Origin of the sequence: Pontibacter sp. HSC-36F09 (genome assembly GCF_024171605.1) — a bacterium.
In the GTDB taxonomy this organism is placed as follows: Bacteria; Bacteroidota; Bacteroidia; order Cytophagales; family Hymenobacteraceae; genus Pontibacter.
Window position 1 is genome coordinate 481,049 of record NZ_JALKAA010000001.1, and the last position, 26,213, is coordinate 507,261.

Genomic DNA, 26,213 nt, shown 5'->3' on the forward strand with positions numbered 1-26,213 from the left:
TCTATCGCCGAAAAAACTAAGCACGGTTTTCCGTTTTATGCTTTATAGAACCAACGCAAAATCTCTATTTATTACCTCTGCCCTGATCAGCTGGTCACTCCTGCTGGCTAATGTGCTATTGGCGGCTGAGAGTATGCATCGCGAGAGCTCCATTGCGCTGGATCTTCCATTCGTCAACAATTTCCTGATCGTTGTATTCATCATATCGGTGTTCGGCTTTCAACGCCTGAGCGCCGAGAACCTCAAAGGAATAGACTTTATCGGCTACCTCTGGAACATCTTTGCCAAAGGGGGTATAGCCGCCTACCTGAGTATTGCCTTGTACATGGTATACCGCATGGTCACCAACTACTCGAGTGTGCAGTCGCCGCTGCTGTTGCACATGGTCTACCAGCTAAACTTCGGCTTGATGGTGTTGTTCCTGGCAAAGGCCTTTTACGTTTGGCGCCAGCTCATACTCTACCATAAAAACAAGTTTATCCAGATCGCATGGGACTGGTACGAGATCCTACTGTTTGCCACGCTGATTCTCACGCTGCTCAACTTCAATTACAGTAGTCTGATCTTCCTGCCACTGCTCGGATTGATCGGGCTCTATACCTTGTTCCTGTGCACCAACCTGAAGTGGGTTGCCTACCTGACATTCAACAAAAAAGGCAGATCTCTTATATTGCTCGTAGCTATCCTGTTGGCCTGCTACATCTTCTTTGACTTTTTCTACGGCTTTGCGGACAGCCCGCTGCTGGTAATCGATTACTCTGACGTGGGTTTCCTGCTGCTGGCCATGTTCTTTGTGGCCCTGTATACCCTGGCCTCTTTTCTGGTGGCGCTTTTTAGTCTGCCAACTTCCAGCGTGTTTGAGCAAAAGAGCGAGGACCTGCTCAATTTTCAGCGCCTGAGCCAGTCTATACAGCAGGGACAGAGCGAGAAACAGGTATACGACATGCTCTTTGAGAGTACCGTGAAGGCATCGGATGCCAGCGCCGCCTGGCTCGAGATATTCAGGGGCGAGAAAAAAGATGAGATAGAACTGTGCCATCAGCTCACAATAGAAGAAGAGCAGATCAAGCGCATCCGCCACCTGCTGCTGGCCTACAACATCCAGCACATCGACTACATCAACAACAACCTCGACCGTAACCCCGGCTTCCGTGACCTCACGCTACCCTGGAAGTCGCTCATCATCCTGCCGATCAAATCCAAGAAACACCTGTTTGGGGTGCTATACCTGCTGAAGGATATTGAGCAGGGCTTTGACAGGGAAACGGTGAACGTACTGCGCACTTTTACCAACCAGACCATTCTCACGATCGAGAACCTGCGCCTGGTGCACGAGTCGCTGCAAAACGAGCGTTACAAAGAGGAGCTCAAGATCGCCTCGGTGGTGCAGGACAGCCTGATCCCGAAAAAATTCCCGAGCGACAGTTGGTTTGAGATCTCGACCTACGCCAAAGCCGCCAAAGAGGTGGGCGGTGACTTTTATGACTTCCTGCAACTAAGCGAGTCGCGCATCGCCATCATCATCGGCGACGTATCGGGTAAAGGTATTTCGGCGGCCTTCCACATGGCCCAGATGAAGGGTATCTTTCATGGCCTGATGCAACAGGATATGCCGCCAAGCGAGTTCATGAAACAGGCCAACAGTGCCCTGAGCCGCTGCCTTGAGAAAACCTCTTTTATCACTTCTGCGCTATACATCATTGATTATCGCATGAAGGGCTTTATGTTTGCCCGCGCGGGCCACTGCCATACCCTGTATTACAACTCCATGATGGACGACACCTTCTATTTTCAGACGGATGGACTGGGACTTGGCATCATTCGTGATAAAAGTTATAACAATCACGTCCGGGAAATGTATTATGACTACAACCCGACCGACGTGATGGTGATTTACACGGATGGCATCGTGGAGGCCCGCAGTCCGACCAACGAGGAGTATGGGGAGGACAGGTTGCGCTACATGCTCACCCAAACCTACCACCTGGAGGCCGAGGACATCAAGTACGCCATCATCAACGATCTGGAGGATTTTACCGGTCCGACAGAAAACATATACGACGACCAGACGCTGCTCGTCATCAAATTTAAACCGACTCAACCTAGTGAATAGTTATACGTAAAGGATGCCGATGAAAATTACTAACCAAATCAAAGACACAACGATCATCATCACCCTGGATGGTGAATTGGACGCAAGCTCATCTGTAATGCTCGATGAAGCACTGTCCGACCCCGAGATCATGACCTACAGCAAGATCCTGGTAGATTGCAAAGACCTGAACTACATTTCGTCTGCAGGCCTTGGGGTATTTATTTCGCATCTGCAGCGCTTTGAGGATGCTCATATCAAACTCATTTTCTACAACATGCAGGACAAAGTGCGCAACGTATTCGAAATCCTGGGCCTCGATCTGCTCATGACCATCGTTTCGGATTACGAGGAAGCCATGACCATTGCTGATGAATAATAAAATTACAGTTAGCTGTACTAAAAAAAATCTGAAGCAAATACGGGACTTCGTCACGGAGTATCTGGCAGCGTATACCTTGTCAGACATCCAGATGAACCAGATCGTATTGGCCGTGGATGAGATATGCGCCAACCTCATCATCCACGCCAACAACGAAGACCCGTCCAAAAGCATTTCCCTCTCCATCACGGAGAAGGCCGGCATCGTCAAATTCGAGATCGTCGACAACGGGGTGGCCTTCCGTCGCTCTGAGTATAAAGAGCCTAACATCGAAGAGCACATCCGGGTCGGCAAGAAAGGGGGCGTCGGCATCGCCCTGGTCAACCGCATCATGGACCGTGTGGAATTCGAGACGACTGACAGGCAGAACACCTGCTTCCTGTACAAAAAAATTAAATAGGGCTGAACTGCACACTTTTAGCGCCCCGCATCCGTTATCCGGAACGAAATCGCATGCAATAGGATTATAGTGGTACTTTTTGACTAATCTGTCAGAAAAATTAACTAAAATTGCATGATCTGACTTCGTCAGAGCAAAACCAAGCGTTAGTTTATCATCTATTTATGCGCAGCAATCAACTACTTGTTGCGGTAGCGGCTCTTGTTATGGCTGGCTGTACCGCAACTAAGAAGAATGACAAGCAGGAACCTATCATTGCGACCATTGGCTCCCAACCTATTTACACATCCGAGTTTCAGTATGTGTATGAGAAGAACAACGGGGGCAACGAAGATGCCTATACCCGCCAAAGTGTAAGCGAGTACCTCGACCTCTATACCCGATTCAAACTGAAGGTAATGGAAGGCGAGAGCCGTGGCCTGGACACCACTGCCGCTTTTAAGCGCGAACTGGAGGGCTACAAAGAGCAGCTTGCACAACCCTACCTCACTGAAAAGAGTGTGACCGACCAACTGGTGCAGGAGGCTTATGAGCGCCTGAAACAGGAGGTGAACGCATCGCACATTTTGCTGGGCCTACCAAACGACCCGAGTCCGCAGGACACCCTGGCTACCTACAACCAGGCCCTGGAACTGCGCAAGCGACTCGAGGCCGGTGAGGATTTCGGCAAGCTAGCCCGTGAGTTTTCGCACGACCCGTCCGCAGCCGAAAACGGCGGTAACCTGGGTTATTTCACAGCCATGCAGATGGTTTATCGATTCGAGGATGCCGCCTACAAAACACCCGTTGGCCAGATCTCGCAGCCGGTTCGTTCCCGTTTTGGCTATCACCTGATCAAAGTAAACGACAAGCGCAACGCGAAGGGCGAAGTGAAAGTGGCCCATATTATGGTGCGCGCCACGCCGGGTATGCCTAAGGCAGACTCGCTGGCTGCCAAACAGCGCGTAGACGCCATCTACAAGCGTGTACAGCGTAACGAGAACTGGGACCGCCTGGCTGCAGAGTTTTCGGAGGACGCCAACTCTGCCGCCAACGGTGGCGAGTTGCCCTGGTTCGGCACCGGGCGCATGATCCCGTCTTTTGAGGAAGTGGCGTTTGGTCTGAAGAAAGAAGGCGAAGTAGCCCCTCCTGTGCTGACGCCTTATGGCTGGCACATCATCAAACTGATCGGCAAGCAACCGCTCCCTTCGTTTGAGGACATGGAGCAGAACCTGCGCAACAAGATCGCAAAAGACTCCCGCTCCGAGCTCAACAAAGCAGCCTTCCTGAAACGCATCAAATCAGAAAATAACTTCAGCGAAGACGCTACTGTCAAAGCTGCCGCTTTAAGCAAAGGAACAGATGACCTGCTGCAAGGCAAGTGGGATTTTGATGCCGCCGACAAAACACTCAAGAACACACTCTTCACGATACAGGGCAAGCCTTATACCGTGTCTGACTTCTATACCTACGTAAAGGCTGAGCAGCGCCCGCGCATGGCTGGTACTCCGCAACACCACATGAACTCGCTCTACGACAACTTTGTGCAGAAGAGATTGCTGGCGTATGAGCGTGCCAACCTGGAGAACAAGTACCCCGACTACCGCATGCTGGTGCGTGAGTACCACGACGGCATCCTGCTGTTCCAGTTAATGGACGAGAGGGTATGGTCGAAGGCGGTGGAAGACACCACTGGTCTCAAGGCTTTCTTTGATCAGAACCGCGACAAGTACCAGTGGAAAGAGCGCGTGCACGCCACCGTGATCAGCGCTGCCAACAAAGAGCTCCTCACCAAGGCCCAGCAGCAGTTAAACGAACGCCGCTACGAAGTACGCAACGGTAAACCAGCCGATATCACATTCGAAACAAACAGCGCCACGCCAGACCAGCCAAGTGTAGCCCGCCTAAGCGAGTTGGCAGACCGCCTGAGCAACAACCCGAACCTGACGCTGGAAGTGAACGGCCACGCCGACGCGCGTGAGGCGGCCGGCAAGCGCGATCTCTCGGCAGAGCGTTCCAAAGCCATTGTCGCCTTCCTGACAGGGCGAGGCGTAACAGCCGACCAACTCACCGCCAGAGCACTGGGCAAAACCAAGCAAGCCGCTGCCGACAATACCGAAACCGGTCGCCGCCGCAACAGACGCGTATCGTTTACGCTTTACTCACCAGAGCTGAGCGTGCTGGCTGAAAACCTGAATGCCGGTAATCCGCTGGGTGTTCAGATCACTGAAAAGAGATTTCAGAAAGGCGAAAACAAAGCCGTAGACGCTGTGAAGTGGGAAAAGGGCACTTACAATACCGAACTGAACGAGCGCCAGTACCTGGTGATCGTGCACGATGTGCTGGCTCCTGCTCCGAAGCAGCTTTCCGAGGTAAGAGGCCAGGTAACGGCCGACTACCAGAACTACCTGGACGAGCAGTGGGTGAAGCAGCTGCAGGAAAAGAATCCGGTTAGCGTTAACCAGACAGAGGTCGATAAAATTATCAGAAAATAAAGCGGGTTCGCAACAAGAGAACCGATACAAGTCAACATGCACAACACAACCCATAAAACGAGAACCCTGTCCCTGCTACTGCTCTGCCTGATCACGGCCTTTACAGCTACGGCACAGGCGCCCACCCAGAAAAAACTGGACGGCATCATAGCCAAGGTAGACAACCACGTGATCCTGCGCTCAGAGCTTGAGTTCAGCTACCTGCAGTTCCTGGCCCAGAACAAACAGCAGCCAAGCGCACAGACAGAGCCCATGAAGTGCGAAATATTAAAGTCGATGGTGCAGGAAAAGCTATTGCTGGCCCGCGCCGAGATCGACTCTGTTGTAGTAGAAGAAACAGCTATAACCGGCGAACTGAACCGCAGAATTGATTATCTGGCCTCGCAGGTAGGGGGCACGGAGCGTCTGGAGCAATACTATAACAAAAGCGTTAAGCAACTGCGCGACGAATTGCGACGCTCTGTTCGCAACCAGATGTTGTCGGAAAAGATGCAACGCGAAATCACTGATAAAGTAACCGTAACCCCGAAAGAGGTGCGTCGCTACTTTAACCAGATTCCCGCTGACAGCTTGCCTTACTTCTCCAGCGAAGTGCAGCTGAGCCACATCGTAAAGTATGCAGAGGTAAGCCGCCAGCAGAAGCAGGCCGCCCGTCAGAAGCTGGAAGCACTGCGTGCCCGCATTGTGGCCGGTGAAGATTTTGCCACATTGGCAAAAGAACACTCAGAAGACCCAGGCTCGGCAGAAGCAGGCGGAGAACTCGGTTTCTTCAAGAAAAAGGAACTGGTACCGGAGTACGAAGCCGCTGCACTGCGCCTCGAGCCAGGCCAGATGTCAAACGTAATCGAGTCGATGTTCGGCTTTCACCTGATTCAGTTGATCGAGCGCAAAGGACAGGAGTTCAACACACGCCACATCCTCATCAAGCCTGCCACTGAACGTGTGGATGTGCAGGACGCCATCGCCGCACTGGACAGCGTGCGCACCCTTGTTGTGAACGATAGCATCAGCTTTGCAAAAGCTGCCAAAGATTTTTCGGACGATAAGAACACAAAGGACAACGGTGGTACCATTATAAGCCGTATGACGGGTAACTCGTACATCCCGATGAATGAAGTGGAACCAAGTATCTTCTTCGTGATCGACACCATGAAAGTGGATGATGTGTCGAAACCAGTGAGCTTTACCACGCCAGACGGCAGAGAGGCAGCCCGTATCATTCAGCTTCGTTACAAATCGACTCCTCACCTGGCCAACATGAGCGACGACTACCAGAAAATAGCCGCCGCCGCCCTGGCCCAGAAAAGGGACAAAGCTGTGGATGAGTGGTTCCGAAAAAACATAGACACCGTATTCATTGAGATCGACCCTGAGTACGACCAATGCAAAGTGCTTGACTTAACGCAATAAACACATACATGAAGCAGTATACCTCTGACAAAGAAGCAGCCGACGCGCTGCACCGGTCCTACCACGACCTCACTTCCGAAATATCAAAAGTGATCGTAGGACAGGAAGAAGTCGTGCGCCTGGTGCTCACAGCTGTTTTTTGTCAGGGGCACTGCCTCCTGGTCGGCGTCCCAGGCCTTGCCAAAACCCTCCTCATCCAGACCATCGCCTCCTCGCTCAACATGTCTTTCAGCCGGGTACAGTTTACCCCGGACCTGATGCCGAGCGATATTGTGGGAGCCGAGACAATGGACAAGGACCGTAATTTCAACTTCGTGACGGGTCCTATCTTCGCCAACATCATTCTGGCAGACGAGATAAACCGTACGCCTCCCAAAACACAGGCGGCCCTGCTGGAGGCCATGCAGGAGTATGCGGTGACCGTAGCCGGCAAGCGCTACGAACTGCCCCGCCCCTTCTTTGTGCTGGCCACCCAAAACCCGATTGAGCAGGAAGGAACCTATCCCCTGCCCGAAGCACAGCTCGACCGTTTCATGTTTAACATCACGCTGGGCTACCCCAGCTACGAGTCGGAACTTCAGATTGTGAAGAATACAACAGGCGCAGCCCGTGTGGCCCTCGACAAGATCCTACACGCTGATGACATCATGGCATTCCAGCAACTGGTACGCCGCGTACCCGTGGTAGACAATGTGGTGGAATATGCCGTAAAATTGGTACACAAGACCCGACCCAATACGGCAATGGGATCTGAGCGGGCCAGTCAATACCTGGAATGGGGCGCCGGACCGCGTGCCTCCCAGCACCTGATTATCGGCGCTAAGTGCAACGCCCTCCTCAACGGCAAATACTCCCCGGACATAGAAGACGTGCAGGCTGTTGCCCTGCCCATCCTTCGTCACCGCATTGTGCGTAACTTCAAAGCTGAGGCAGAAGGTATAACGGTAGAGCAGCTGATTCAGGAACTCCTGTAATTGCTGGTTGTTGATTGCTAATTGTTTAACTACTCAGGTATAGCTTCAGTTTGCTGAATATAGTTGAAGATTAAAGCAGAGTTGTGCCCTGTTCAATTTTTTGGATACACGGGGTTTCAACAATTTAGCAACTAAACCAGTCAACAATTTAACCCCTCAACAATTCACCAAACAATTTAGCAATCTAAGCTTATTGGTGTAATTTTGCGCCTGTACTGATTTTTTGACACATTACTCTGAAACTTATGGAGGCGGCAGCGCTATACGTTCGCTTTAAAGAAAACCTGGCCACGATCATCGGAGCCCTGAACAGCAAACTGGAGGTTCGCTCCATGCCATACAATGTATCTATTCCACTGGAGGTAGATCTACTGGCTGATATCTTGCATTTGCATGGCCTTGAGTTCAAATCTGAAACAGCTGGAGCAGCCCGCCTAGAGGATTTCACGCGCTGGTTTGAGCAGAACGAGAATACAGTGATGGACACCATGCAGCGTGTCATGGAAGACAAAAAAGCTTACATGAAAACGTCGGGAGGTGTGATATTGCAGAAAGAAATGCTGATCCGCAGACTGGAGTTTTTCAACGAAACGGCCCATACCCTGCAGGTAATGATGCGCCAGCAGCAACTCAACAGCCCGAAACACTTCAAGTACCCTTTCCTACTAAATCAATAGCCAACGGCTATACCTGATAAACTCAAAGCGCCCGCAGTCTTATACCTGCGGGCGCTTTGCTTATTATACCTGGGAGTGCTTATTTATTCCGGATAGAGGTATGCCCCTCTTTGGAATGCTCCAGATCAAGCTCACCTTTGGGCTCTTTCTTCATGCTGGAGTCTGCTTCCTCCCCTACCGGGCCTTTTGCAACCGTGATGCCGCCATCCACCATATAGAGCGCACCCGTCACATACGAGGCTTCGTCTGAGGCCAGGAAGCAGTAAACGTTCGCGACTTCCTCCGGGCTGCCTCTGCGGCCCATAGGTGTGGCTCCTTTCATGGTCTTTACCATTTTGCCATCCATCGGGCCGGTGCTCTCATGGGTCCAGGCCGTATCAATCGGCCCCGGGCCCACAATGTTCACCCGCACACCAAACTGCGCTTGCTCCACGGCTAGCCCTTTCATAAAGGCATGTATAAAACCTTTGGTGCCACCATAGGGCGTGTTCTGGGCTATACCTATCACGCCAGCTTCCGATCCGGCCGACACGATATTTCCTTTCGTCTTGTGTAGCTCAGGCAGCGCGGCCTTGCTCATGGCAAAAGCTGTCTTGATGTTGTTCTTGATCATGTAGTCCAGCGCTTCCTCCGTGTAGTCCTGCAGCAGATTCACCTCCGGGAAAACCCCGGCATTATTGACCAGGATGTCGAGTTGACCATATTGCTTTACAGCCAGCTCAACACACGCCTTCGCATTGGCTGCTGTGGAGATGTCGCCGGTATAGGCGATCGCTTCTCCGCCTTCTTTCTGAATTTCCTTCACCACGTCTTCCACGGGGTCTTCCGGGAAACCTGCTACTACGACACGGGCGCCTTCCTGCGCAAATTTCTTGCAGATGGCCTCTCCTATACCTGTTCCGCCGCCCGTTACGATGGCGACTTTGCCTTCCAGTCTGTTTTTCATAGATCAATGGTTAAAGTTTTTAGCACATACATTGTATCATCCTATAACGGCCGCAACTCCTGGTCGGTTAGTACTTAATGGGGTAGCAAAGATTATACTTACATTTTTGACTGAATAGCGTATGACAGACAAAGCAGGAGAGGCAACGATCCATCTGTTCCATTAAAACGAAACATGTCCATGAGCTTTTTATACAATACCCTGCCGGATGCTTTTGATGAACAACTAGAGACAGACCACTTGGTCATCAGGCCCTATGCAGAAGGAGACGAGCAGGAGTTTATGCGTGTTATCCATGAGGATACATCAGCCCTGAGCCCGGCCTTTACCGGAAGGGTGGCCAGCGTGCGTGTATTGGAGGATGCCCGCACCCAGCTGGCCCAGTTGCGCACTGACTGGGATAACCGCAAGCAATTTGATTTTGGTGTATGGCTTCGGGAGAGCAACACGTATATTGGCGATATCACACTCAAAAACATAGATCGGTCCGTGCCAAAAGCGGAGGCTGCCTTATACTTCACCAGCTGGTCCGAAATGCTGGACCTGGCGCAGGAGGCTTTCAGGGCGGTGCTGCACTTTGCATTTGAGGACTTGAAACTCAACAAGGTATACATGCGCTGCACACAGTATAATAATGTGTGCGCCCAGTTGGCCGAGAGCTGTGGCTTTGTGAAAGAAGGTGTGCTGCGAAGCGACTTCAGGGGTGCCGACTCCGAGGAGCTTCTGGACCTGAGCTACTACGGCATGACCCGCGATGACTACGAGCAGGCAACCCAGCTTAAGCAGAGAGATTCTCAGGAAGCGGTTTAACTACCTTTACTTACGTGGTTTCCCGACAAAAAAATCGGTATCGAACGTCAGGTAGATTGCGTTCGAAAACTCCAGTTTCGGATCATCCAGGTCGACCACAGGCTCCAGGCGCAGCGTCAGGTATAGATCTTCCATTATCTCGATGTCCTTCATCAGACGGAGGATCAGCAGGTGCCGGTCTTCCTGTATGTAGTCGGGGTCTTTGTAAGTCGTGGAAGCCGACTGAAATAACTTGCCGCCCAGTTCAGTAATATACCCGTCGCCACGCCAATAACTCAGCATCACATCCTGGTACCTGGTATCTATACCTGCATTCAGGTAAATAGCACCGCCCTTTGTGAAAGGCAGTTGAAACGTGTTGGAGAAATCGTTGAAGCCAAGTAGATAATTTTTGGTGTATACCCGGTGAAGTATGCGGTGCGGCAGTTGTCGCTCCAGCTCAAAGCCTACTGCGGCGTTGAACACCGTGAGCAGCGGCAAGGGTGAACTGTCGATCTGCCCGCCTTTGTGCTGCGCCGTGAACTGCACAGGTATAGCCAGGCGCAGGGTATCGCCTTCCACCCTGCCGGGTTTGTTAAGCAGGCGTATGGCCGAGCTGATGCCACCGGCCACTTCTTCCCGCACCGGGTCAGCCGGGTAAATCATTTTGCTCCAGTCGATCCAGGCGTCCAATTTAACCCGATGGGTATTCAGCAAAAACTGCAGTCCATTCTCCAGCCGGTCGTTGATCACCCGCTCAAAATCGTAGAGCGGCTCCACGTAACCATGGCTCACGTTGCCCTCTAACGTACCAAACACAAAAGCCCAGTTTTCCTGCTGCCATTTTACTGTGAAGGTTGGCTGAAAGTCCTGGTAGCCTGAACTACCGAAGTCCTTCCAAAGGAGGGCGCCCGCATCGATCCGCACCGAAGCGGACGGGTAATAACTTACCCGGGGCAACAGATGATAGCCAAATAAGGTATAACCATCGGCAATCTTGTTGAAGTACTCGTTGTTTTTAGAGAAGCCAAAAGCGTGCAGGCCAATTCTAATCTGATTAGCATTTCCAGGTTTAACAGGTATAGCCAGCTTCAGTGCAGCGTTGTTTAGCTGGCTATACCCTAAATGGCTGTATAGCACAGCAAACACACAAAATAAAAGCCTGAAATATCTCATAAAAAAGCGTGTAGGATGGCACAAAATTGCCACTATGTATGTTGTAACAAGACGGCCATAATCAACTAAAATATTTAGCAAAATACCTGCTACTTTTTTTGCAAATTGATTTTGAACGTCGTAATTTCACATCAATATAAAGCTATTTAATTAAACACACATGAGCGTAAGCAACGAAAAACTAAAAGCCCTGCAGCTGACGATAGACAAGCTTGACAAGACTTACGGTAAAGGTACTGTAATGAAGTTGAGCGACAACAAAGTGGAAGACATTCCGGCTATCTCTACCGGCTCGCTAGGACTTGACATTGCTTTAGGAATTGGCGGTTTACCGCGCGGCCGTGTCATCGAAATCTACGGTCCTGAATCGTCTGGTAAAACCACGCTTACCATGCATGCTATTGCAGAGGCGCAGCGCGCCGGTGGCCTGGCCGCCTTTATCGACGCAGAGCACGCATTTGACAAGGCATATGCCGAAAAACTTGGAATAGACACGGAGAACCTCCTGATCTCGCAGCCCGACAACGGTGAGCAGGCCCTGGAGATTGCCGATCACCTGATCCGCTCCGGTGCGATCGATATTATTGTAATTGACTCTGTGGCCGCACTGGTACCGAAAGGCGAACTGGAAGGCGACATGGGTGACAGCAAAATGGGTCTTCAGGCTCGTTTGATGTCGCAGGCATTGCGTAAGCTAACCGGTACGATCAACAAGACTGGCTGCTGCTGTATCTTCATCAACCAGCTTCGTGAGAAGATCGGTGTGATGTTCGGTAACCCGGAAACAACTACTGGTGGTAACGCCTTGAAGTTCTACGCTTCTGTGCGTCTGGACATCCGTCGTATTGGCCAGATCAAAGAGTCTGCTGACAATATTACAGGTAACCGTACCCGCGTGAAGGTGGTAAAAAACAAAGTAGCGCCTCCGTTCAAAGTAGTTGAGTTCGACATCATGTATGGCGAAGGTATCTCTAAAGTAGGTGAGATTCTGGACTTGGGCGTTGAGTTAGGTGTAGTACAGAAATCTGGTTCATGGTTCTCTTACAACGGCGACAAACTGGGCCAAGGCCGTGATGGCGTTAAGCAGATCCTGCTTGACAACCCGGAATTGCAGGAGGAGATCGAACTTAAGATCAGAGCAATTGTGAAAGGCGAGCCTGAGAAGGTGGCCGCAGCATTGGAAGATCTGAGCGGCGCGGAATGAACATTATTCCCAACTAACAAATAATCAGAAAGGTGCTACACAGTGTAGCACCTTTTTGCATTTTAAGTTGTTGGTAGTGTGAAGACAACTTATTATCTTTAGAGTAAGGGCCCGCAGTTGGTATAATAGTTGATATTGGAGATACTATAAAAACACTGTAAGTCTGAAACTGTTTATGAAGAAGATTTTTCCAGCGATAATATTGGCCATTATGGTGCTCTCTGGCTTTGCAGCCAAAGAGTCACTTCGCACTATCCCTAACGAAAGCTTTAGTGCAGGCGAACTGCTTAAATATAAAGTACACTACGGCCCGATAACGGCAGCCGAAGCTGTAATCGATATCGCACCTAACTTGCACCGCGTCAACGATAGGCCGACCTACAAAGCCACCGTGTATGGCAAGACCAGCAGTTCATTCGACCTGTTCATCAAAATTCGTAATACTTACCAGTCTTACATTGATACAGCTGCCATTCTGCCGCACCGCTCTTTCCGCAACATTGAGGAAGGCAGCTACCGCAAGCGCGAAACCGTGGACTTTAACCACTTCACAAACACAGCGCAGGTAGAATCAAAGAAAAAGAACAGAGACAAGAAGAAAAGCAGCCATAAGATTCCCTCCGGCGCTCAGGATATTGTGAGCGGGTTTTATTACCTGCGCACCCTCGATTACGACCGCTATAAGCCGGGCGACAAGTTTATAGTCAAAGGATTCTTCGATGAGGAGGCATTCGACATGGTAGTCACTTACCAGGGCCGCGAAACGATCAGCACCAAGGCCGGTTCTTTTAGAGCGATCAAACTAGTGCCACGTATGCCAAAAAACAAGCTGTTTAATGGTGAGGATGCTATTACCGTATACCTCTCTGATGACAAAAACAAGATACCGGTACTGATCTCCGCTAATATGTTTGTGGGATCTGTAAAAGTTGACCTGTACGAACACCGGAATCTGAAGCATAAACCTGCCCTTGTGGCACAGAAATAAGAGAATAAACCAGCTTAGACAGCTGGTTTTTCTTTTGCCAAAAAGCCAATGTTAAGAAAATATTATGATTTGACCGCCAGCTGCTTCTATACCTTCCGGAATGGTATCTTTGTATTGAAATGGAGGGCACTGAATGGCTTCCGACAATAGTTATACCGACCTGTTAGTAAAGGCGGAACAACCTAATCCTAAAAACGTGCTGACACCGAACCAAGCCCATTATAAAATACTGGTAGTTGACGATGACCCGGATATCGTAGAGCTGCTGCAATATAACCTGGCCCGCGAAGGCTACGACGTCGCCCAGGCCGACAATGGCAAAAAGGCGATAGAGGTAGCGAATACTTTTAAGCCTGACGTGATCCTGATGGATGTGATGATGCCGGTATTGGACGGGATAGCCGCCTGCCGCCAACTGCGCGAAGAGCAGGATTTCCGTCATACACACATCGTTTTTCTCACCGCCCGATCAGAAGAGTTCTCAGAAGTAGCCGCTTTCGACGCCGGTGCTGATGATTTTATCACAAAACCTATTAAGCCACGTGCCCTGCTCAGCCGTCTGGCAGCCTACGCCCGTCGCGATGCGCAGCAGGAAGAACAAGAGCAGGTGATCGAGATAGGTGGTTTGAGGATAGACCGCACCAGTTTTGCCGTGTACAAAGGCGAGGAGAAGATCACGCTTCCGAAAAAAGAATTTGAATTACTGGCCTTTCTGGCAGCTACTCCAAACAAGGTATTTACACGCGAAGAGCTACTCAACAACGTGTGGGGAAGCGACGTGTATGTGATCGCCCGCACCGTGGATGTACACATCCGGAAAGTGCGTGAAAAGATAGGCGAAGACAAGATCAGGACCATCAAGGGTGTTGGCTATAAGTTTAACACTGACTAAAACATGAATTTAAACTCCCGTACGCTTGCCCTTTTAATATCCCTGGCAGTGGCCCTTGTGCTCACTGCCTTTTTGGCTTTAGCCAGCTACTTTTCCTCACGGGGTTTAATGGCGGCGCTTGTACTGGTTTTCATCTGCTGTTTCCTGCTGATCTATTTTTCGTACGAGGCGCTTGTATTCCGTGAAATCAAAAACTTGTACTCCAGCCTGGAGAAAATAAAGAAGCAGGAGTACCGCAAAGCAGAGGGCCGTTCTCTGTTTACGGCCGACCCGCTCCGGAAAATAAAAGACGACATCTTCCTTATTGCCGAGCGTAAGCAGCAAGAGATTGACGAACTCCGACACCTGCAAGTGATGCGACGCGAATTTCTGGCCGACGTATCGCACGAGCTCAAGACCCCGATCTTCGCCGCGCAGGGCTTCATCCACACACTGCTCGACGGCGCCGTGGACGACCCTAATGTGCGTGACAAGTTTTTACAGAAAGCAGCCAACAGCCTCGACGGACTTGATACCCTGGTGCAGGACCTGATCAGCATCTCGCAGTTCGAGAAGGGCGTTGTAAGGATGGAGAAGCAGGACTTTGACGCTGTGCAACTGGTGCGGGAAGTTTTTGAGCAGTTGGAGCAAAAAGCCAATAAAAGCCAGACGAAACTGCATCTGTTGGATGTAAACCCCGGCGAGAAAGTTATGATCCATGCCGACCCTAATCGTATTCGTCAGGTATTCATCAACCTGGTGGACAATGCCATCAAATACGGTCACGAAGGGGGCAATATCTGGGTTTCGTTTACGGAAGGGCGCAAGCGCTTTACCATTACTGTAAAAGACGATGGCCCGGGCATAGCCCAGGAGCACATCAACCGCATATTCGAGCGCTTCTACCGCATCGACAAGAGCCGTTCCCGCGACAAAGGCGGCTCCGGCCTCGGCCTAGCCATTTCCAAGCACATCATCGAAGCCCACCGCTCCTTCATCGCCGTCAAAAGCGAGCTGGATAAGGGCACAATGCTACGGTTTAAATTGCTCAAGGCGAAGGTTGGTTAATTGAATCGTTAAATTGTTGATGGTTAAATTGTTGAAATCTCAAAACGATTGGGAGGTATAACTTTGGACGATGTTACTGATAGAAAAAGAATAGCCGAGGCTATACCATATCAATCTCCAAACAATTAACAATTTAGCCATTTAACAATTTAACCCTCAACCATCCAACCATAATTATAAGTATCTTTGCGGGCCGTGTGGCTAAGGTATAGCTGCGCGCATTAACGATACAGTACAGCATGAAATACCCGGTTTTTAAAGACCTGATCATATTTGAGAACGAGGACTTTCTGGTGGTGAACAAGCCCCCTTTTCTGGCCACGCTCGAAGACCGCACTCCGAACACGACTAACCTGCTCAAGCTTGCCAAGCAGCACGACCCGAATCTGCAGGCCTGCCACCGCCTCGACAAAGACACGTCGGGCTGCCTGGTGTTTGCCAAAAACCCGGAGGCCTATCGACACGTGTCGATGCAGTTTGAGCACCGCGAGGTATACAAGGTATACCATGCCGTGGCCTGGGGTACACACAAGTTCGAAGACCACCTGGTGAACCGCTCGATATTGGCAGGCGCTAAAGGCGTAGCCAAACTCACGCCGCAGGGCAAGCCTGCTGAAACCTATTTCACAACGCTGGAGAACTACAGTCGCCATACCTTGCTGGAATGCATGCCCGTAACGGGTCGTCTGCACCAGATTCGGGTGCACCTGGCCTTTTTGGGAGCGCCGATTGTGGGCGATAAACTGTATGGCGGCGAAGATCTATTCCTGAGCACGCTGAAGCGTAAGTTCAACCTGAAGCAGCAGACCGAGGAGCAGCCGCTTATCAAACGCTTTGCACTGCATTCGCACGCCATCGGCTTTAGGCTGATGAACGAGGAGCCGATCAAAATAGAAGCGCCATACCCGAAAGACATGGCCGTGCTGATCAAGCAACTCCGGCAGTACAACTAGAGTATAAAACAAAGGGGCCTGATGCGATATCAGTCCCCTTTTTGCTTTTACAAGGTATAGCCTCTCTAACTCACCCGCAGCACAATCTTCCCGATGTTCTTGTTGGCCTCCATGTAGCGGTGCGCCTCGGCTACGTCCGCCCAGTCGAATACAGAGTCCACCACAGGCTTGATCGTGCCGTTCTCAAATAAAGGCATAGCGAAGGCTGCCATGTCCTGCGTGAGTTTGATCTGGTAGTCGCGTGTGCGGGAGCGCAGGGTGGAGCCCTTAACTTGCAGGCGCTTGACCAGGATCTGCCGCAGATCGACGTCCTCTACCTTGCCCCCTCCCATAGTAGCCAGCAGCACCAGCCGTCCGTCCAGGCGCAGGCACTCGATGTTTTGCTTGAAGTAAGGCCCGGCGATAAAGTCCACGATCAGGTCTACCCCTTCTGAATTGGTATAGGCCAGCACTTCATCCTCAAAAGGCACTTCTTTGTAGTTGATGGCTTTGTGGGCACCCAGGTCCAGGCAAGCCTGCACTTTTTTCTCAGAAGCCGTTACCAGCACCTCCGCCTCCAGGGCGCGGGCCAGTTGTATACCTGCCGTGCCTACGCCACTGGCCCCAGCATGCAGCAGCACCCGTTCGCCTGCCTGTAGCTTGCCCAGCCACGAGAGCGCCTGCCAGGCCGTCAGGAACACCTCAGGTATAGCGGCGGCCTCTTCCATGCTCAGGTTGTCAGGTATAGCCATGGCCATTTCCTCATGAATCACGGCATATTCGGCATAGCCACCGCCCGGCAGCAGCCCGAAGACCTTGTCCCCTTTCTGGAAGCGGGTGCAGTTGAAGCCTGCCTCCACCACCTCTCCGGCTATTTCGAGGCCCAGCAACGGACTTTCTCCCTTTGGGGGCGGGTACTTACCCTGGCGCTGCATGGTGTCGGCACGATTGAGCGCAGTAGCCTGCACGCGCACCAGCAGTTCGTAAGGTTTCGGCAGTGGCTTTTCGTATTCGCCCAGCACCAGTTGCTCTGGACCACCGGGTTTCTTTAGAAGAATGGCTTTCATATCAGTCAGTTAGGAATTGATTGTGGCTATACCTTAAGACGCCAGCTAAAAATAGATGTTTCTGGTTTCCTGTCAAAACTACTTATTCGTGCTCTCAAACGACTTTCTATACCTGAGCAAAATAAATTTAAAAGAATTACACCCAAACACTTGACCTTTCTACGAAACTTTCGTAATTATACGAAAACATCGTAGATACATGGAAAAGCTGACACAACAGGAAGAAGATGCCATGCAGGCCGTTTGGTCGCTGGACGGCGGGTTTATCAAGGAGTTTCTGGAGAAGCTGGAAGAACCCAAGCCGCCTTACACCACGCTGGCCTCTACGGTGAAGAACCTGGAGAAGAAAGGGTTTCTGCAGGGCGAGAAGTTTGGCAACACCTACCGCTATACCCCCATCATCAAAGAAGAAGACTACAAGAAGCGCTTCATGAAGGGTTTTGTGGGCGACTACTTTAAGAACTCCTACAAAGAACTGGTGGCCTTTTTCGCGAAGGAAAAGCAGATTAGCGCGGAGGAACTGCAGGAGATTATTGACATGATCGAGAACAAAAAAACGAGATGATATGCCCGCCCTGCTCCTATACCTACTGAAAGCGAACGTGGCCCTGGTGCTCTTTTACCTGGCCTACCACCTGGTGCTGCGCAAACTCACGTTCTACCATCTTAACCGGCTTTTCCTGGTGTTCGGCATCCTGTTCTCAGCCGTCTATCCGCTCATCGACCTCTCGGAGCTGTTTAGCCGGCACGCAGAACTGGCCGTGGTGCAAAGCTATGCCGTGGTTATACCTGCCTGGACACCGGCCCCTATACCTGAACAGACCGCATTTGATTACTGGCTTATACCTGTCGCGCTGTTCTGGCTCGGCTGCGGACTGATGCTGCTGCGGCTGGCCATGCAGTTTGCCTCACTCTACCGGATACACCGCGCTTCTATACCTGCCACCTACCAGGGAGTAGACTTCCGAAAAGTGCCAGGTATAAGCGAGGCCTTCTCGTTCTGGAAAACCATTTACCTAAACCCAGCGCAGCACCAGTCGCCCGAACTGGAGTCTATTTTAAGGCATGAGCAGATTCACGTGAACGGCTGGCATACCCTGGATGTGCTGCTGGCCGAGCTGAGCACCGTGTTTTACTGGTTCAACCCGGGTGTGTGGCTCATGAAGCAGGCCATGAAAGAAAACCTTGAGTTTATAGCCGACCAGCATGTTGTAAATGCTGGCGTCGACCGAGTAGCATACCAATACCTCTTACTGAAAGTTGTGGGCGCCACACAACCTCAGATTGCCAATCAGTTTAATTTTCCATCACTTAAACGAAGAATTGCCATGATGAATAAAATGCCCACAAACAAAGCAAACCGGCTCCGATTGCTGGTTGTGCTGCCCCTCGTAACGGTGCTGCTGGTCGCCTTCCGGAGCGCCTCGCAGGATGATATTTCTACATTAACGGAAGCTATTCTTCCGGAAGAAGCTACTACACAGGCTCCCACTGAACCGAAAAATGAATACGCCGCCTTTTATGCCCGAAACCCTGAGGTAAGCCGAATCTCCTGGGGATCGAACGGGAAAATAGAAGTGGCACTGAAGTCCGGTGCTGAGGAGGTCTATACCTTTGGAGACAAGCAAAGCATGGCTTCGGCCGAGCTGAAGTATGGCGAAATGCCCAGTGCGCCCCCAGTTGCCAGAAGAGACAGTCCGGGTCAGGACACCAACAGCCCTAACATTGAAAAACTCATAAACCAGTTAAAGCAAAACCAGGCGCTAAAGAGCGTGCGCAGCAAAAAAGTAGACGGAAAAGACGCTATCCTGATTGCCTTGAAAGGCGGCGGCACCGAAGTATACTTTGTAGCAGATGCCAGAAGTATGGCTGAGTTGGAGCGCAAGTATGTGCTGCCGGAATTGCCTCCTCCACCGCCTCCTGCCCCGGACGCACCCAATGCTCCCGATGCACCGCCAGCTCCACCAGCACCGGATAAAGCTGAACTAATAGCAAGCATGCCAGAAGCAGCGTTGTACTATATTGACGGAGTAAAGGCTAGCAGAGAGGCCGCACAAAAGCTTGACCCAAAGACTATCCACAGTATGAATATCGTCAAAGGTAAAACCGCTGTAGAGGTATTCGGCAAAGGAGCCTCGAAGGGAGTTATTTCGGTTGTAACCGAAAAGAACAAAGACTCCCGCCAGGTACAGGAGTTCAACAAAAAAATGGAATTGCTTGTGCCGCCTCCGCCAGCACCAGGCACACCACTGCCCCCTGCGCCTGGCAAAGAAGCAATACCACCAGTACCTCCGGTACCATCAAGGGAGCAACTTCCGCCACCACCGCCTCCGACCAGGTATGAAGGTCCGGCTATACCTAAAGCAGGTGAGAGCCGTGTCGTTGAAACTGAGGAGCACGTTGCATACTTTATCTGGCCAGAAAACGTAACTCCGCAAGAAGTTAAAACAGCTAAAATAGCTTTTAACAATAATGGTATGGCGTTAAACTTTATCGAAGAGTATGATGGAGATAAGCTGGAAAGCTTACAGATAACTGTGAAATCTCCAAAAGGTGCAATGGCTAATGCAGTTTACGATGCGGAAGCACTCAAAGGTATAGTAGACGCCAAGAACATTATTGTGGTAGAGAGCAACAAGAAAACGGGTGAAGTGAGGATCGCAACCCTGCTCCGCTAATGGTTGATAAATAGAAACAGATAATGTGTTAGCTTACAGGCGGTGGCGCAGCTTTGTGTCACCGCCTTCTTTTTTTCACTATCCCCCTGTATTCCAGCATATTTCTACACCAAGTATTGCATATCAAATAAAGAGTTCCTATCTTTGTGACCATTTTTCAAGAACCCTCGAGAAGAAATTAATTGTTAAATAAATCGCTTACAACCACCAAAAATGGACCATTTAAGTTATAAGACCCTTACGGTCAATAAGAAAACAGCCAACAAAGGCTGGGTGATTATTGATGCAGGGCAAGGAAGCTTGGGTCGCGTGGCGTCTGAAATCGCCAAGATCCTGAGAGGCAAGAACAAGCCTTCGTACACGCCAAACGCTGACTGCGGCGACAACGTGATCGTTATCAATGCTGATGACACGCGTTTCACTGGTCGCAAGTGGGATCAGAAGTATTACCTGTCGCACACTGGTTACCCAGGTGGTCAGCGCAAGACTTCTCCACGTGAGCTTAAGGCTAAATCATCAACGCTGCTCGTTGAGCGCGCTGTTCGTGGCATGTTGCCTAAGGGCCCACTAGGCCGCGAGCTATTCAGAAATCTTCATGTTTTTGCAGGAAGTGAGCATCCGTTCGGAGCTCAGCAGCCTAAAGAATTAACCCTCAACATCTAATAATTAATGGAAGTTATCAATACATCTGGTAGAAGAAAAACCTCGGTGGCTCGTATCTACATGACGGCCGGGCAAGGGAATATCACTATTAACGGTAAAGATATCAAGGCGTACTTCCCTGACGAAGTACTGCAAACTATTGTGAATCAGCCGTTTCAAACCTTAGAACTAATTGGCAAGTACGATGTTACTGCTAATCTAAAAGGTGGTGGTGTAAGCGGCCAGGCTGAAGCACTTAGACTTGCTATATCTAAAGCACTGGTAGTAGAAAACGCCGAGACAAAATCTGCACTCCGCAAAGAAGGATTCGTAACCAGAGATCCTCGTATGGTGGAGCGTAAGAAGTTCGGTAAGCGCAAAGCGCGTCGTTCATTCCAGTTCAGTAAACGTTAATATTAAAGGTGTATCAACAACATGGCAAGTACTAATTATAAAGAATTACTTGAGGCAGGTGTTCACTTCGGTCACCTTACCCGCAAGTGGGATCCGAAAATGGCTCCGTACATCTTCATGGAGAAGAACGGAATCCACATCATTGACCTGAACAAGACGCTGGTTGCCCTTGAGGAAGCTTCTTCGGCTATCAAGAACATCGCCAAGTCTGGTCGTAAAATCCTTTTCGTAGCTACCAAGAAGCAGGCGCAGGACATCGTTGCGGAAGAAGCACGTCGTCTGAAAATGCCTTATGTAACCGACCGTTGGTTGGGTGGTATGCTGACGAACTTCGCCACTGTGCGTAAGTCACTTAAGAAAATGTCTACGATCGACAAGATGGTAAAAGACAACACAGCTTATGCAGCCATTGCAAAGCGTGAGCGTCTGATGCTTTCTCGTGAGCGTGAGAAACTGGAGCGTGTTCTTGGCGGTATCGCTGATCTGTCTCGCCTGCCAGCTGCTCTGTTCATCGTGGACGTGAAGCGTGAGCACATTGCCGTGAAGGAAGCACACAAGTTGAACCTGCCAGTATTCGCAGTTTGCGATACGAACTCTAACCCAGAGACGGTTGACTTCCCAATTCCAGCAAACGACGATGCTTCTAAGTCTATCGCTCTTATCGTTTCTGTGATCGGTAAGGCTATTGAAGAAGGCCTGTCCGAGCGCAAAGTAGACAAAGAAGAGACTGAGCGTAAGCGTTCTGAAGAAGAAGGCATCAAAGCCAAGCAGGAAGCTGACGAGCAATAATCTCGCATGCATATAGCATAGTCAATAAACTGAACATTGGGCCCTTAAGCTTCAATGTTCAGTTTGTTTTAGGGCAAATCGGAAGGAAACTCTTCTATGGCAAGAGAAATTTTGACAAAAGATAAGGGGCTAGAGCACTACATTCCCGTTCTATACCTTCCTGCAATGCCCCTCCCAAACTGAGTACAACATTTATAATTCTTAATTCTTAATTATAAAAAGATGGCTATTACAGCACAAGACGTTAACAGACTTCGCCAGGAAACTGGTGCAGGTATGATGGATTGCAAAAAAGCACTTACAGAAGCCAACGGTGACTTCGAAGCTGCTAAAGATATTCTGCGTAAGCAAGGCCAGAAGATTGCCAGCAAGCGTGCTGACAATGCTACTTCTGAAGGTATCGTGTTGACTAACGTAAGCGCAGACGGTTCAACCGGCCGCGTAGTGGCGTTGGCTTGCGAAACTGAGCCAGTATCTAAGGTTGAAGACTTCAAGAACTTGGCTAACACTGTTCTGGAGGCTGCTGTTTCTACTAACGCTACTTCTAAAGAAGAATTGCTGGCCGCTTCTCAGGCTGACGGCCGTTCGCTGCAGGACCACATCACAGACCTGATGGGTAAAATCGGCGAGAAGATCGACGTAGTTTCTTACGAAACTGTGAAGGCTGAGAAAGTTGTAGCTTACAACCACTCTAACGGTAAGTTGGGTGTATTAGTAGGTATGAACAACACCAGCGGTACTGATGTGACTGAAGTTGGTAAGGACATCGCAATGCAGATCGCTGCCATGAAGCCAATCGCGCTTGACAAAGACGGCGTTGACGCTGCTACAATCGAGCGTGAGATCGAGATCGGTAAAGAGCAGGCGCGTCAGGAAGGCAAGCCAGAGCAAATGCTGGAGAAGATCGCGCAGGGTAAATTGAACAAGTTCTACAAGGAGAGCACTCTTCTGAACCAGGAGTTCGTAAAAGACTCTTCACTTACAATCTCTCAGCTGCTTGAGAAAACAAGCAAAGGTTTGACTGTAACTGAGTTCAAGCGTGTAGCGATCGGTTAATCCGTTTTAGCAACTATATTAAAAAAAAGGCTCTGAGAAATCAGAGCCTTTTTTGTTTGTCTATACCTAGAGTATAAGCTTTAGAAAAGACTACTCAGCCTTAAAACAGATTCTGCAGGAAAGCCGGTGTGCGGACCAAACCCGTCATCATCATGATCACGACAATGGTTATACCGAAAGCAAAACGGAGGAAATAGCTCCTGAGCGCTGACTGCCCCATTTGCTGCTGCTGGTAAAGCCGCAAGACAACACCTGCAAGTGTAGTCGCTAGACCTATATAAAGAAAGATGGAAGTGAAAGCATCCCCATAATTCATTACGCCCAGTGCTCGTAGCATACTTGGCCACATCACTAAGGCTAAACCACCGTAAATTAGTAGTTGTGGTGCGAGGGTGTTTTGCAGGATAAGTTTTTTCATAAAATGGATGAGGTTAGCTAATGTATAAGGTATAGCCCAAATATAGACTTAGTAAATATACCTGAATTACAGTCGATTCCAAGTAAAAACCCACAGGCTATACCTTAATTATTCCGCCTCACCGTCGACACAAAGGCGTCGCGCATGTCCTGAAAACGGTTAACTACTGCTTCGATAAAATCCTCATCCAGTAAAGCCTTGGCTCCCTCATCTCCAGCTACTTCGGTTTCCTCTATCTTATAAATCTGCTCCAGGTTGGCTTTCTCCAGCTTCAGGATGTACTTGTTGTTATAGGAATGCAGCGTGATCTTCACGTGCGGGTTAGGTATGTCTGCTACTACTCTCATGGGTTTATTTGCTTCTTATATGTTTTGATATGCTAACGTAAAATCAGGCGGCAGGTGCACGACTCTAGTCTGCTGCATCGGTCCGCTCCATCTCTATACCCATCAGCTGCATCAGTTTGCTGGCGTTGAAACTTCGGCAGATGCCCCGGTGCAAGGTATAGTCAAAGAGGATCCTGTCGCCCTCGATGGTGCTGTTGAAACTGAAGTTCTCGACACTGCCCGGCAACTCCTGCTCCATGGCACCAAGCTCCAGATCGTGTGTTGAGATAAGGCCGGAGGCGTTGCGGCGATGCAGTTGCCGGATCAGGGCCATCGCGCCAGCGTGGCGGTCGCGGGAGTTGGTGCCTTTCAGTATTTCGTCTAGCAGATAGAAGACCGGCTCCTCCCCTTCTGTCATGTTCAACAAAATGCGCAGGCGCTTAAGCTCAGCGTAAAAAGAAGAGGTGTTCTCGGCCAGGTTATCGACAGTGCGCATGGCGGTGTATACCTGTGCCGGGGCCACTGTGAGGCGGCGTGCGCACACGGCTGCACCCATAAAGGCCAGCACCATGTTGATGCCCACGGTACGCAGGAAGGTCGTCTTACCGGACATATTGGAGCCCGTTACCACAATGGTCTTACCCGCTCCCTGCATCCGGAAATCATTGGCGATGCGCTCCACTGAAAAGATAAGCGGGTGCGCCAGCTGCTCGGCGTCAAACTCGAAAGGCAGCGCGCTCAGTTCAGGTATAGCAAAATGCGGCTGGGCATACTGGTAGGCCGCCATACTGGAGAGTGCTTCAAAATCGGCGAGCAGTACAAGGCTGTTCTCTACCTGGTCCAGATGCACTGCTTTCCAGGACTCGATCCGGTAGATCCACACAAAATCCCACATCAGGATAGTGTTCAAGAAAAAGCTCATCAATGTGCTGAGTCGCCACGAGAAATAATCGATGATGGTAGCGACTTTGCCAATGGCTGTGGAAGCAGGCGTGTCGGCTTTATAAAGTCCTGTCCTGATTTCTTCCAGGAACGTCGCTTTAAAGGTATGGGCCTCCAGATGCCGTAGCTGGTCGGTATAGCTTTGCATGGCCTCGTACATGCCGATGCTCTTTTCGTAGTAATCATCGCGTTGCTTCTGAAACTTAAGTCCCAGGAGGTACTGAATAACCAAAAACGCAACGGCAATGTAACCTGAGTAGCCATAGAACCAGGTCGCAATAGCAGCCAAAGTCAAAACAGGCAACACAAACACCAGTAGCTTTAGCCATGGATGCGCTTTATACAGGTCCTGTGCACGTAGCCAGTCAAAGAACTCCTGTGTGCTTGTCTCGGTGTGCTTGTAATGCATGGGTTTCACGATGGCCTGCTGCAGCCATTCCTGTTGCTCAGGCTGTGCCAGTTCTGCTACCGCTTCTTGTCTGCGCAACACTTCCGGGGTGGGTGCGGCCTGCCGGAACCACTGAGCCAGCCGCAGCTTCCCGATACTACTCACAGAACGGTTCATCAGCTGGAAAAGCGAATCCAAACCGAAGATATCCAGGTCGGAGGTATAGGGATGTTGATCGTCTTTGAAGGCAACGCCTCCGTCGAAGGTATGGAGCTTGCCCTGCAGCCTATCGATCTCCTGCAGATTGAGTTTGCTGAGTAGCTGCAGCTGCTTATACCTGTAGTCGAGTCGGCTGTGCCAGCGCATCACCAGTATAAAAAGGATGTAAAACCCGACAATGCTGATGATTCCTGCACTGATATTGCCATCTCTGAAAAAGAGCCAGGCTGCAATAGCGCCTGCCACAAACACCACTACCCTTAACCACGACACGGACTTCGATTTGCCGGCTGCTTTCTGTTCCTGTTCCGCATAGGCCGCGGCCCGCTTCTTAAATTCTTCTTCTCTACTGTTCACGTATAGTTGTTCTGTTTGCAGGTATAGGAGGCTAGTCAATCGTGGCGATGCACTTCAACTCAATGGCAATGGGCGTTGGTAGTTTATTGATCTCCACGGTAGTGCGGCAAGGCTGGTTGTCCTTGAAATACTCAGCATAGATGCGGTTGTAGGTAGCAAAGTCGTCCTTCATGTTTGTCAGGTATACGGTTACGTCCACCAGGTTCGCCCAGTTCGATCCGGCGTCCTCCAGTATGTAGCGTACATTTTGAAACACAGAACGGCACTGTTTCTCAATGTCGTACGAGGAAATGTTGCCTGCCTCGTCCAGCTCCACACCCGGAATCTTTTTGGTGCCACGCTCCCTCGGTCCAACGCCGGACAGGAACAAAAGATTGCCCACACGGCGGGCATGCGGGTATAGCCCCACCGGCTCCGGGGCTTTCGATGAATTGAGAAGCTCTTTGTCGTTTGTCATACTCAAATATAAAACATTCTGGCCAGCATTGTGCTTTGAGTTCCTGCTTCTGTAACACTACAACAAAAAAAGCCGAC

26 protein-coding genes are annotated in these 26,213 nt (G+C 50.4%); 19 read left to right on the top strand and 7 right to left on the bottom strand.

The features are described 5' to 3' along the window. The first annotated feature begins 37 nt into the window (after nucleotides 1-37). The 7 genes from L1278_RS02080 (at nucleotide 38) to L1278_RS02110 (ending at nucleotide 8,409) form a co-directional block, all read left to right on the top strand. Nucleotides 38-2,113 carry a SpoIIE family protein phosphatase gene (locus L1278_RS02080; RefSeq protein WP_253400841.1) on the top strand — a complete coding sequence of 692 codons (2,076 nt, stop codon included), beginning with the start codon at nucleotides 38-40 and terminating at the stop codon, nucleotides 2,111-2,113. 19 nt (nucleotides 2,114-2,132) lie between these two features. Next, nucleotides 2,133-2,471, top strand: a complete 339-nt coding sequence (locus tag L1278_RS02085) for an STAS domain-containing protein (protein ID WP_188501609.1) — start codon at nucleotides 2,133-2,135, stop codon at nucleotides 2,469-2,471. Continuing rightward, nucleotides 2,464-2,874: an ATP-binding protein gene (locus L1278_RS02090; RefSeq protein WP_253400842.1), complete on the top strand. Its 411-nt coding sequence runs from the start codon at nucleotides 2,464-2,466 to the stop codon at nucleotides 2,872-2,874. The genes L1278_RS02085 and L1278_RS02090 overlap by 8 nt, the downstream gene beginning before the upstream one ends. Before the next feature lie 164 nt (nucleotides 2,875-3,038). Next, nucleotides 3,039-5,348: a peptidylprolyl isomerase gene (locus L1278_RS02095; RefSeq protein WP_253400843.1), complete on the top strand. Its 2,310-nt coding sequence runs from the start codon at nucleotides 3,039-3,041 to the stop codon at nucleotides 5,346-5,348. Between the two features lie 36 nt (nucleotides 5,349-5,384). After that, nucleotides 5,385-6,758, top strand: coding sequence for a peptidylprolyl isomerase (locus tag L1278_RS02100; RefSeq protein WP_253400844.1), 1,374 nt, complete (start codon nucleotides 5,385-5,387; stop codon nucleotides 6,756-6,758). Between the two features lie 8 nt (nucleotides 6,759-6,766). Further along, on the top strand, nucleotides 6,767-7,732 hold the full coding sequence (locus tag L1278_RS02105) for a MoxR family ATPase (protein WP_253400845.1): 966 nt from the start codon (nucleotides 6,767-6,769) through the stop codon (nucleotides 7,730-7,732). A gap of 245 nt (nucleotides 7,733-7,977) precedes the next feature. Then, nucleotides 7,978-8,409, top strand: a complete 432-nt coding sequence (locus tag L1278_RS02110) for a hypothetical protein (protein ID WP_253400846.1) — start codon at nucleotides 7,978-7,980, stop codon at nucleotides 8,407-8,409. Nucleotides 8,410-8,488: 79 nt separating this feature from the next. Here the strand turns inward: L1278_RS02110 and L1278_RS02115 are convergent, their stop codons facing one another. Then, the gene (locus L1278_RS02115; protein ID WP_253400847.1) at nucleotides 8,489-9,355 is read right to left on the bottom strand and encodes an SDR family NAD(P)-dependent oxidoreductase; all 867 of its coding nucleotides are present in this window, start codon (nucleotides 9,353-9,355) and stop codon (nucleotides 8,489-8,491) included. A 180-nt stretch (nucleotides 9,356-9,535) separates the two neighbouring features. On the opposite strand from L1278_RS02115, the gene L1278_RS02120 reads away from it, so the two are divergent. After that, nucleotides 9,536-10,165, top strand: coding sequence for a GNAT family N-acetyltransferase (locus L1278_RS02120; RefSeq protein ID WP_253400848.1), 630 nt, complete (start codon nucleotides 9,536-9,538; stop codon nucleotides 10,163-10,165). Between the two features lie 6 nt (nucleotides 10,166-10,171). On the opposite strand, the gene L1278_RS02125 is transcribed toward L1278_RS02120, so the two are convergent. Then, on the bottom strand, nucleotides 10,172-11,320 hold the full coding sequence (locus L1278_RS02125) for a hypothetical protein (RefSeq protein WP_253400849.1): 1,149 nt from the start codon (nucleotides 11,318-11,320) through the stop codon (nucleotides 10,172-10,174). Between the two features lie 160 nt (nucleotides 11,321-11,480). Here L1278_RS02125 and recA point away from each other — a divergent pair, with 160 nt between their 5' ends. The 5 genes from recA (at nucleotide 11,481) to L1278_RS02150 (ending at nucleotide 16,404) form a co-directional block, all read left to right on the top strand. Further along, complete coding sequence (gene recA, locus L1278_RS02130) at nucleotides 11,481-12,524, top strand: recombinase RecA (protein ID WP_253400850.1); 1,044 nt, start codon at nucleotides 11,481-11,483, stop codon at nucleotides 12,522-12,524. A 175-nt stretch (nucleotides 12,525-12,699) separates the two neighbouring features. Further along, a complete protein-coding gene (locus L1278_RS02135; RefSeq protein ID WP_253400851.1) occupies nucleotides 12,700-13,512 on the top strand; it encodes a DUF3108 domain-containing protein in 813 nt (270 codons plus the stop codon). 196 nt (nucleotides 13,513-13,708) lie between these two features. Then, a complete protein-coding gene (locus L1278_RS02140) occupies nucleotides 13,709-14,404 on the top strand; it encodes a response regulator (protein WP_253400852.1) in 696 nt (231 codons plus the stop codon). 3 nt (nucleotides 14,405-14,407) lie between these two features. Next, nucleotides 14,408-15,451, top strand: coding sequence for a cell wall metabolism sensor histidine kinase WalK (locus L1278_RS02145; RefSeq protein WP_253400853.1), 1,044 nt, complete (start codon nucleotides 14,408-14,410; stop codon nucleotides 15,449-15,451). Nucleotides 15,452-15,690: 239 nt separating this feature from the next. After that, nucleotides 15,691-16,404: an RluA family pseudouridine synthase gene (locus L1278_RS02150; protein WP_253400854.1), complete on the top strand. Its 714-nt coding sequence runs from the start codon at nucleotides 15,691-15,693 to the stop codon at nucleotides 16,402-16,404. Nucleotides 16,405-16,469: 65 nt separating this feature from the next. Here the strand turns inward: L1278_RS02150 and L1278_RS02155 are convergent, their stop codons facing one another. Then, complete coding sequence (locus tag L1278_RS02155; protein ID WP_253400855.1) at nucleotides 16,470-17,450, bottom strand: NAD(P)H-quinone oxidoreductase; 981 nt, start codon at nucleotides 17,448-17,450, stop codon at nucleotides 16,470-16,472. A 199-nt stretch (nucleotides 17,451-17,649) separates the two neighbouring features. Here L1278_RS02155 and L1278_RS02160 point away from each other — a divergent pair, with 199 nt between their 5' ends. From L1278_RS02160 to tsf, 6 genes are all read left to right on the top strand, one after another. Then, nucleotides 17,650-18,015: a BlaI/MecI/CopY family transcriptional regulator gene (locus tag L1278_RS02160; RefSeq protein ID WP_253400856.1), complete on the top strand. Its 366-nt coding sequence runs from the start codon at nucleotides 17,650-17,652 to the stop codon at nucleotides 18,013-18,015. A gap of 1 nt (nucleotide 18,016) precedes the next feature. After that, nucleotides 18,017-20,128 (top strand): M56 family metallopeptidase, encoded by a 2,112-nt coding sequence (locus L1278_RS02165; RefSeq protein WP_253400857.1) that lies wholly within the window; start codon nucleotides 18,017-18,019, stop codon nucleotides 20,126-20,128. Between the two features lie 213 nt (nucleotides 20,129-20,341). Then, nucleotides 20,342-20,791, top strand: coding sequence for a 50S ribosomal protein L13 (rplM, locus tag L1278_RS02170; RefSeq protein ID WP_116541525.1), 450 nt, complete (start codon nucleotides 20,342-20,344; stop codon nucleotides 20,789-20,791). 6 nt (nucleotides 20,792-20,797) lie between these two features. Then, the gene (rpsI, locus tag L1278_RS02175) at nucleotides 20,798-21,184 is read left to right on the top strand and encodes a 30S ribosomal protein S9 (protein ID WP_116541526.1); all 387 of its coding nucleotides are present in this window, start codon (nucleotides 20,798-20,800) and stop codon (nucleotides 21,182-21,184) included. Between the two features lie 21 nt (nucleotides 21,185-21,205). Next, the gene (gene rpsB / locus L1278_RS02180) at nucleotides 21,206-21,973 is read left to right on the top strand and encodes a 30S ribosomal protein S2 (RefSeq protein ID WP_188501590.1); all 768 of its coding nucleotides are present in this window, start codon (nucleotides 21,206-21,208) and stop codon (nucleotides 21,971-21,973) included. Between the two features lie 222 nt (nucleotides 21,974-22,195). Further along, complete coding sequence (gene tsf, locus L1278_RS02185) at nucleotides 22,196-23,029, top strand: translation elongation factor Ts (RefSeq protein ID WP_253400858.1); 834 nt, start codon at nucleotides 22,196-22,198, stop codon at nucleotides 23,027-23,029. Between the two features lie 100 nt (nucleotides 23,030-23,129). On the opposite strand, the gene L1278_RS02190 is transcribed toward tsf, so the two are convergent. From L1278_RS02190 to L1278_RS02205, 4 genes are all read right to left on the bottom strand, one after another. Next, nucleotides 23,130-23,447, bottom strand: a complete 318-nt coding sequence (locus L1278_RS02190) for a hypothetical protein (protein WP_253400859.1) — start codon at nucleotides 23,445-23,447, stop codon at nucleotides 23,130-23,132. Nucleotides 23,448-23,551: 104 nt separating this feature from the next. Further along, nucleotides 23,552-23,794, bottom strand: coding sequence for a hypothetical protein (locus L1278_RS02195; RefSeq protein ID WP_253400860.1), 243 nt, complete (start codon nucleotides 23,792-23,794; stop codon nucleotides 23,552-23,554). Between the two features lie 64 nt (nucleotides 23,795-23,858). After that, the gene (locus L1278_RS02200) at nucleotides 23,859-25,679 is read right to left on the bottom strand and encodes a DNA mismatch repair protein MutS (protein ID WP_253400861.1); all 1,821 of its coding nucleotides are present in this window, start codon (nucleotides 25,677-25,679) and stop codon (nucleotides 23,859-23,861) included. A 31-nt stretch (nucleotides 25,680-25,710) separates the two neighbouring features. Next, nucleotides 25,711-26,136, bottom strand: coding sequence for a RidA family protein (locus L1278_RS02205; RefSeq protein WP_253400862.1), 426 nt, complete (start codon nucleotides 26,134-26,136; stop codon nucleotides 25,711-25,713). Nucleotides 26,137-26,213 lie beyond the last annotated feature (77 nt).

Coding starts and splice junctions, on each gene's coding strand:
- L1278_RS02160 (WP_253400856.1), top strand. CDS start 17,650: ATGGAAAAGCTGACACAACAGGAAGAAGATGCCATGCAGGCCGTTTGG.
- L1278_RS02125 (WP_253400849.1), bottom strand. CDS start 11,320: ATGAGATATTTCAGGCTTTTATTTTGTGTGTTTGCTGTGCTATACAGC.
- rplM (WP_116541525.1), top strand. CDS start 20,342: ATGGACCATTTAAGTTATAAGACCCTTACGGTCAATAAGAAAACAGCC.
- L1278_RS02150 (WP_253400854.1), top strand. CDS start 15,691: ATGAAATACCCGGTTTTTAAAGACCTGATCATATTTGAGAACGAGGAC.
- rpsI (WP_116541526.1), top strand. CDS start 20,798: ATGGAAGTTATCAATACATCTGGTAGAAGAAAAACCTCGGTGGCTCGT.
- L1278_RS02165 (WP_253400857.1), top strand. CDS start 18,017: ATGCCCGCCCTGCTCCTATACCTACTGAAAGCGAACGTGGCCCTGGTG.
- recA (WP_253400850.1), top strand. CDS start 11,481: ATGAGCGTAAGCAACGAAAAACTAAAAGCCCTGCAGCTGACGATAGAC.
- L1278_RS02095 (WP_253400843.1), top strand. CDS start 3,039: ATGCGCAGCAATCAACTACTTGTTGCGGTAGCGGCTCTTGTTATGGCT.
- tsf (WP_253400858.1), top strand. CDS start 22,196: ATGGCTATTACAGCACAAGACGTTAACAGACTTCGCCAGGAAACTGGT.
- L1278_RS02135 (WP_253400851.1), top strand. CDS start 12,700: ATGAAGAAGATTTTTCCAGCGATAATATTGGCCATTATGGTGCTCTCT.
- L1278_RS02105 (WP_253400845.1), top strand. CDS start 6,767: ATGAAGCAGTATACCTCTGACAAAGAAGCAGCCGACGCGCTGCACCGG.
- L1278_RS02195 (WP_253400860.1), bottom strand. CDS start 23,794: ATGAGAGTAGTAGCAGACATACCTAACCCGCACGTGAAGATCACGCTG.
- L1278_RS02120 (WP_253400848.1), top strand. CDS start 9,536: ATGAGCTTTTTATACAATACCCTGCCGGATGCTTTTGATGAACAACTA.
- L1278_RS02155 (WP_253400855.1), bottom strand. CDS start 17,450: ATGAAAGCCATTCTTCTAAAGAAACCCGGTGGTCCAGAGCAACTGGTG.
- L1278_RS02205 (WP_253400862.1), bottom strand. CDS start 26,136: ATGACAAACGACAAAGAGCTTCTCAATTCATCGAAAGCCCCGGAGCCG.
- L1278_RS02110 (WP_253400846.1), top strand. CDS start 7,978: ATGGAGGCGGCAGCGCTATACGTTCGCTTTAAAGAAAACCTGGCCACG.
- L1278_RS02090 (WP_253400842.1), top strand. CDS start 2,464: ATGAATAATAAAATTACAGTTAGCTGTACTAAAAAAAATCTGAAGCAA.
- L1278_RS02085 (WP_188501609.1), top strand. CDS start 2,133: ATGAAAATTACTAACCAAATCAAAGACACAACGATCATCATCACCCTG.
- L1278_RS02190 (WP_253400859.1), bottom strand. CDS start 23,447: ATGAAAAAACTTATCCTGCAAAACACCCTCGCACCACAACTACTAATT.
- L1278_RS02115 (WP_253400847.1), bottom strand. CDS start 9,355: ATGAAAAACAGACTGGAAGGCAAAGTCGCCATCGTAACGGGCGGCGGA.
- L1278_RS02080 (WP_253400841.1), top strand. CDS start 38: ATGCTTTATAGAACCAACGCAAAATCTCTATTTATTACCTCTGCCCTG.
- rpsB (WP_188501590.1), top strand. CDS start 21,206: ATGGCAAGTACTAATTATAAAGAATTACTTGAGGCAGGTGTTCACTTC.
- L1278_RS02100 (WP_253400844.1), top strand. CDS start 5,385: ATGCACAACACAACCCATAAAACGAGAACCCTGTCCCTGCTACTGCTC.
- L1278_RS02145 (WP_253400853.1), top strand. CDS start 14,408: ATGAATTTAAACTCCCGTACGCTTGCCCTTTTAATATCCCTGGCAGTG.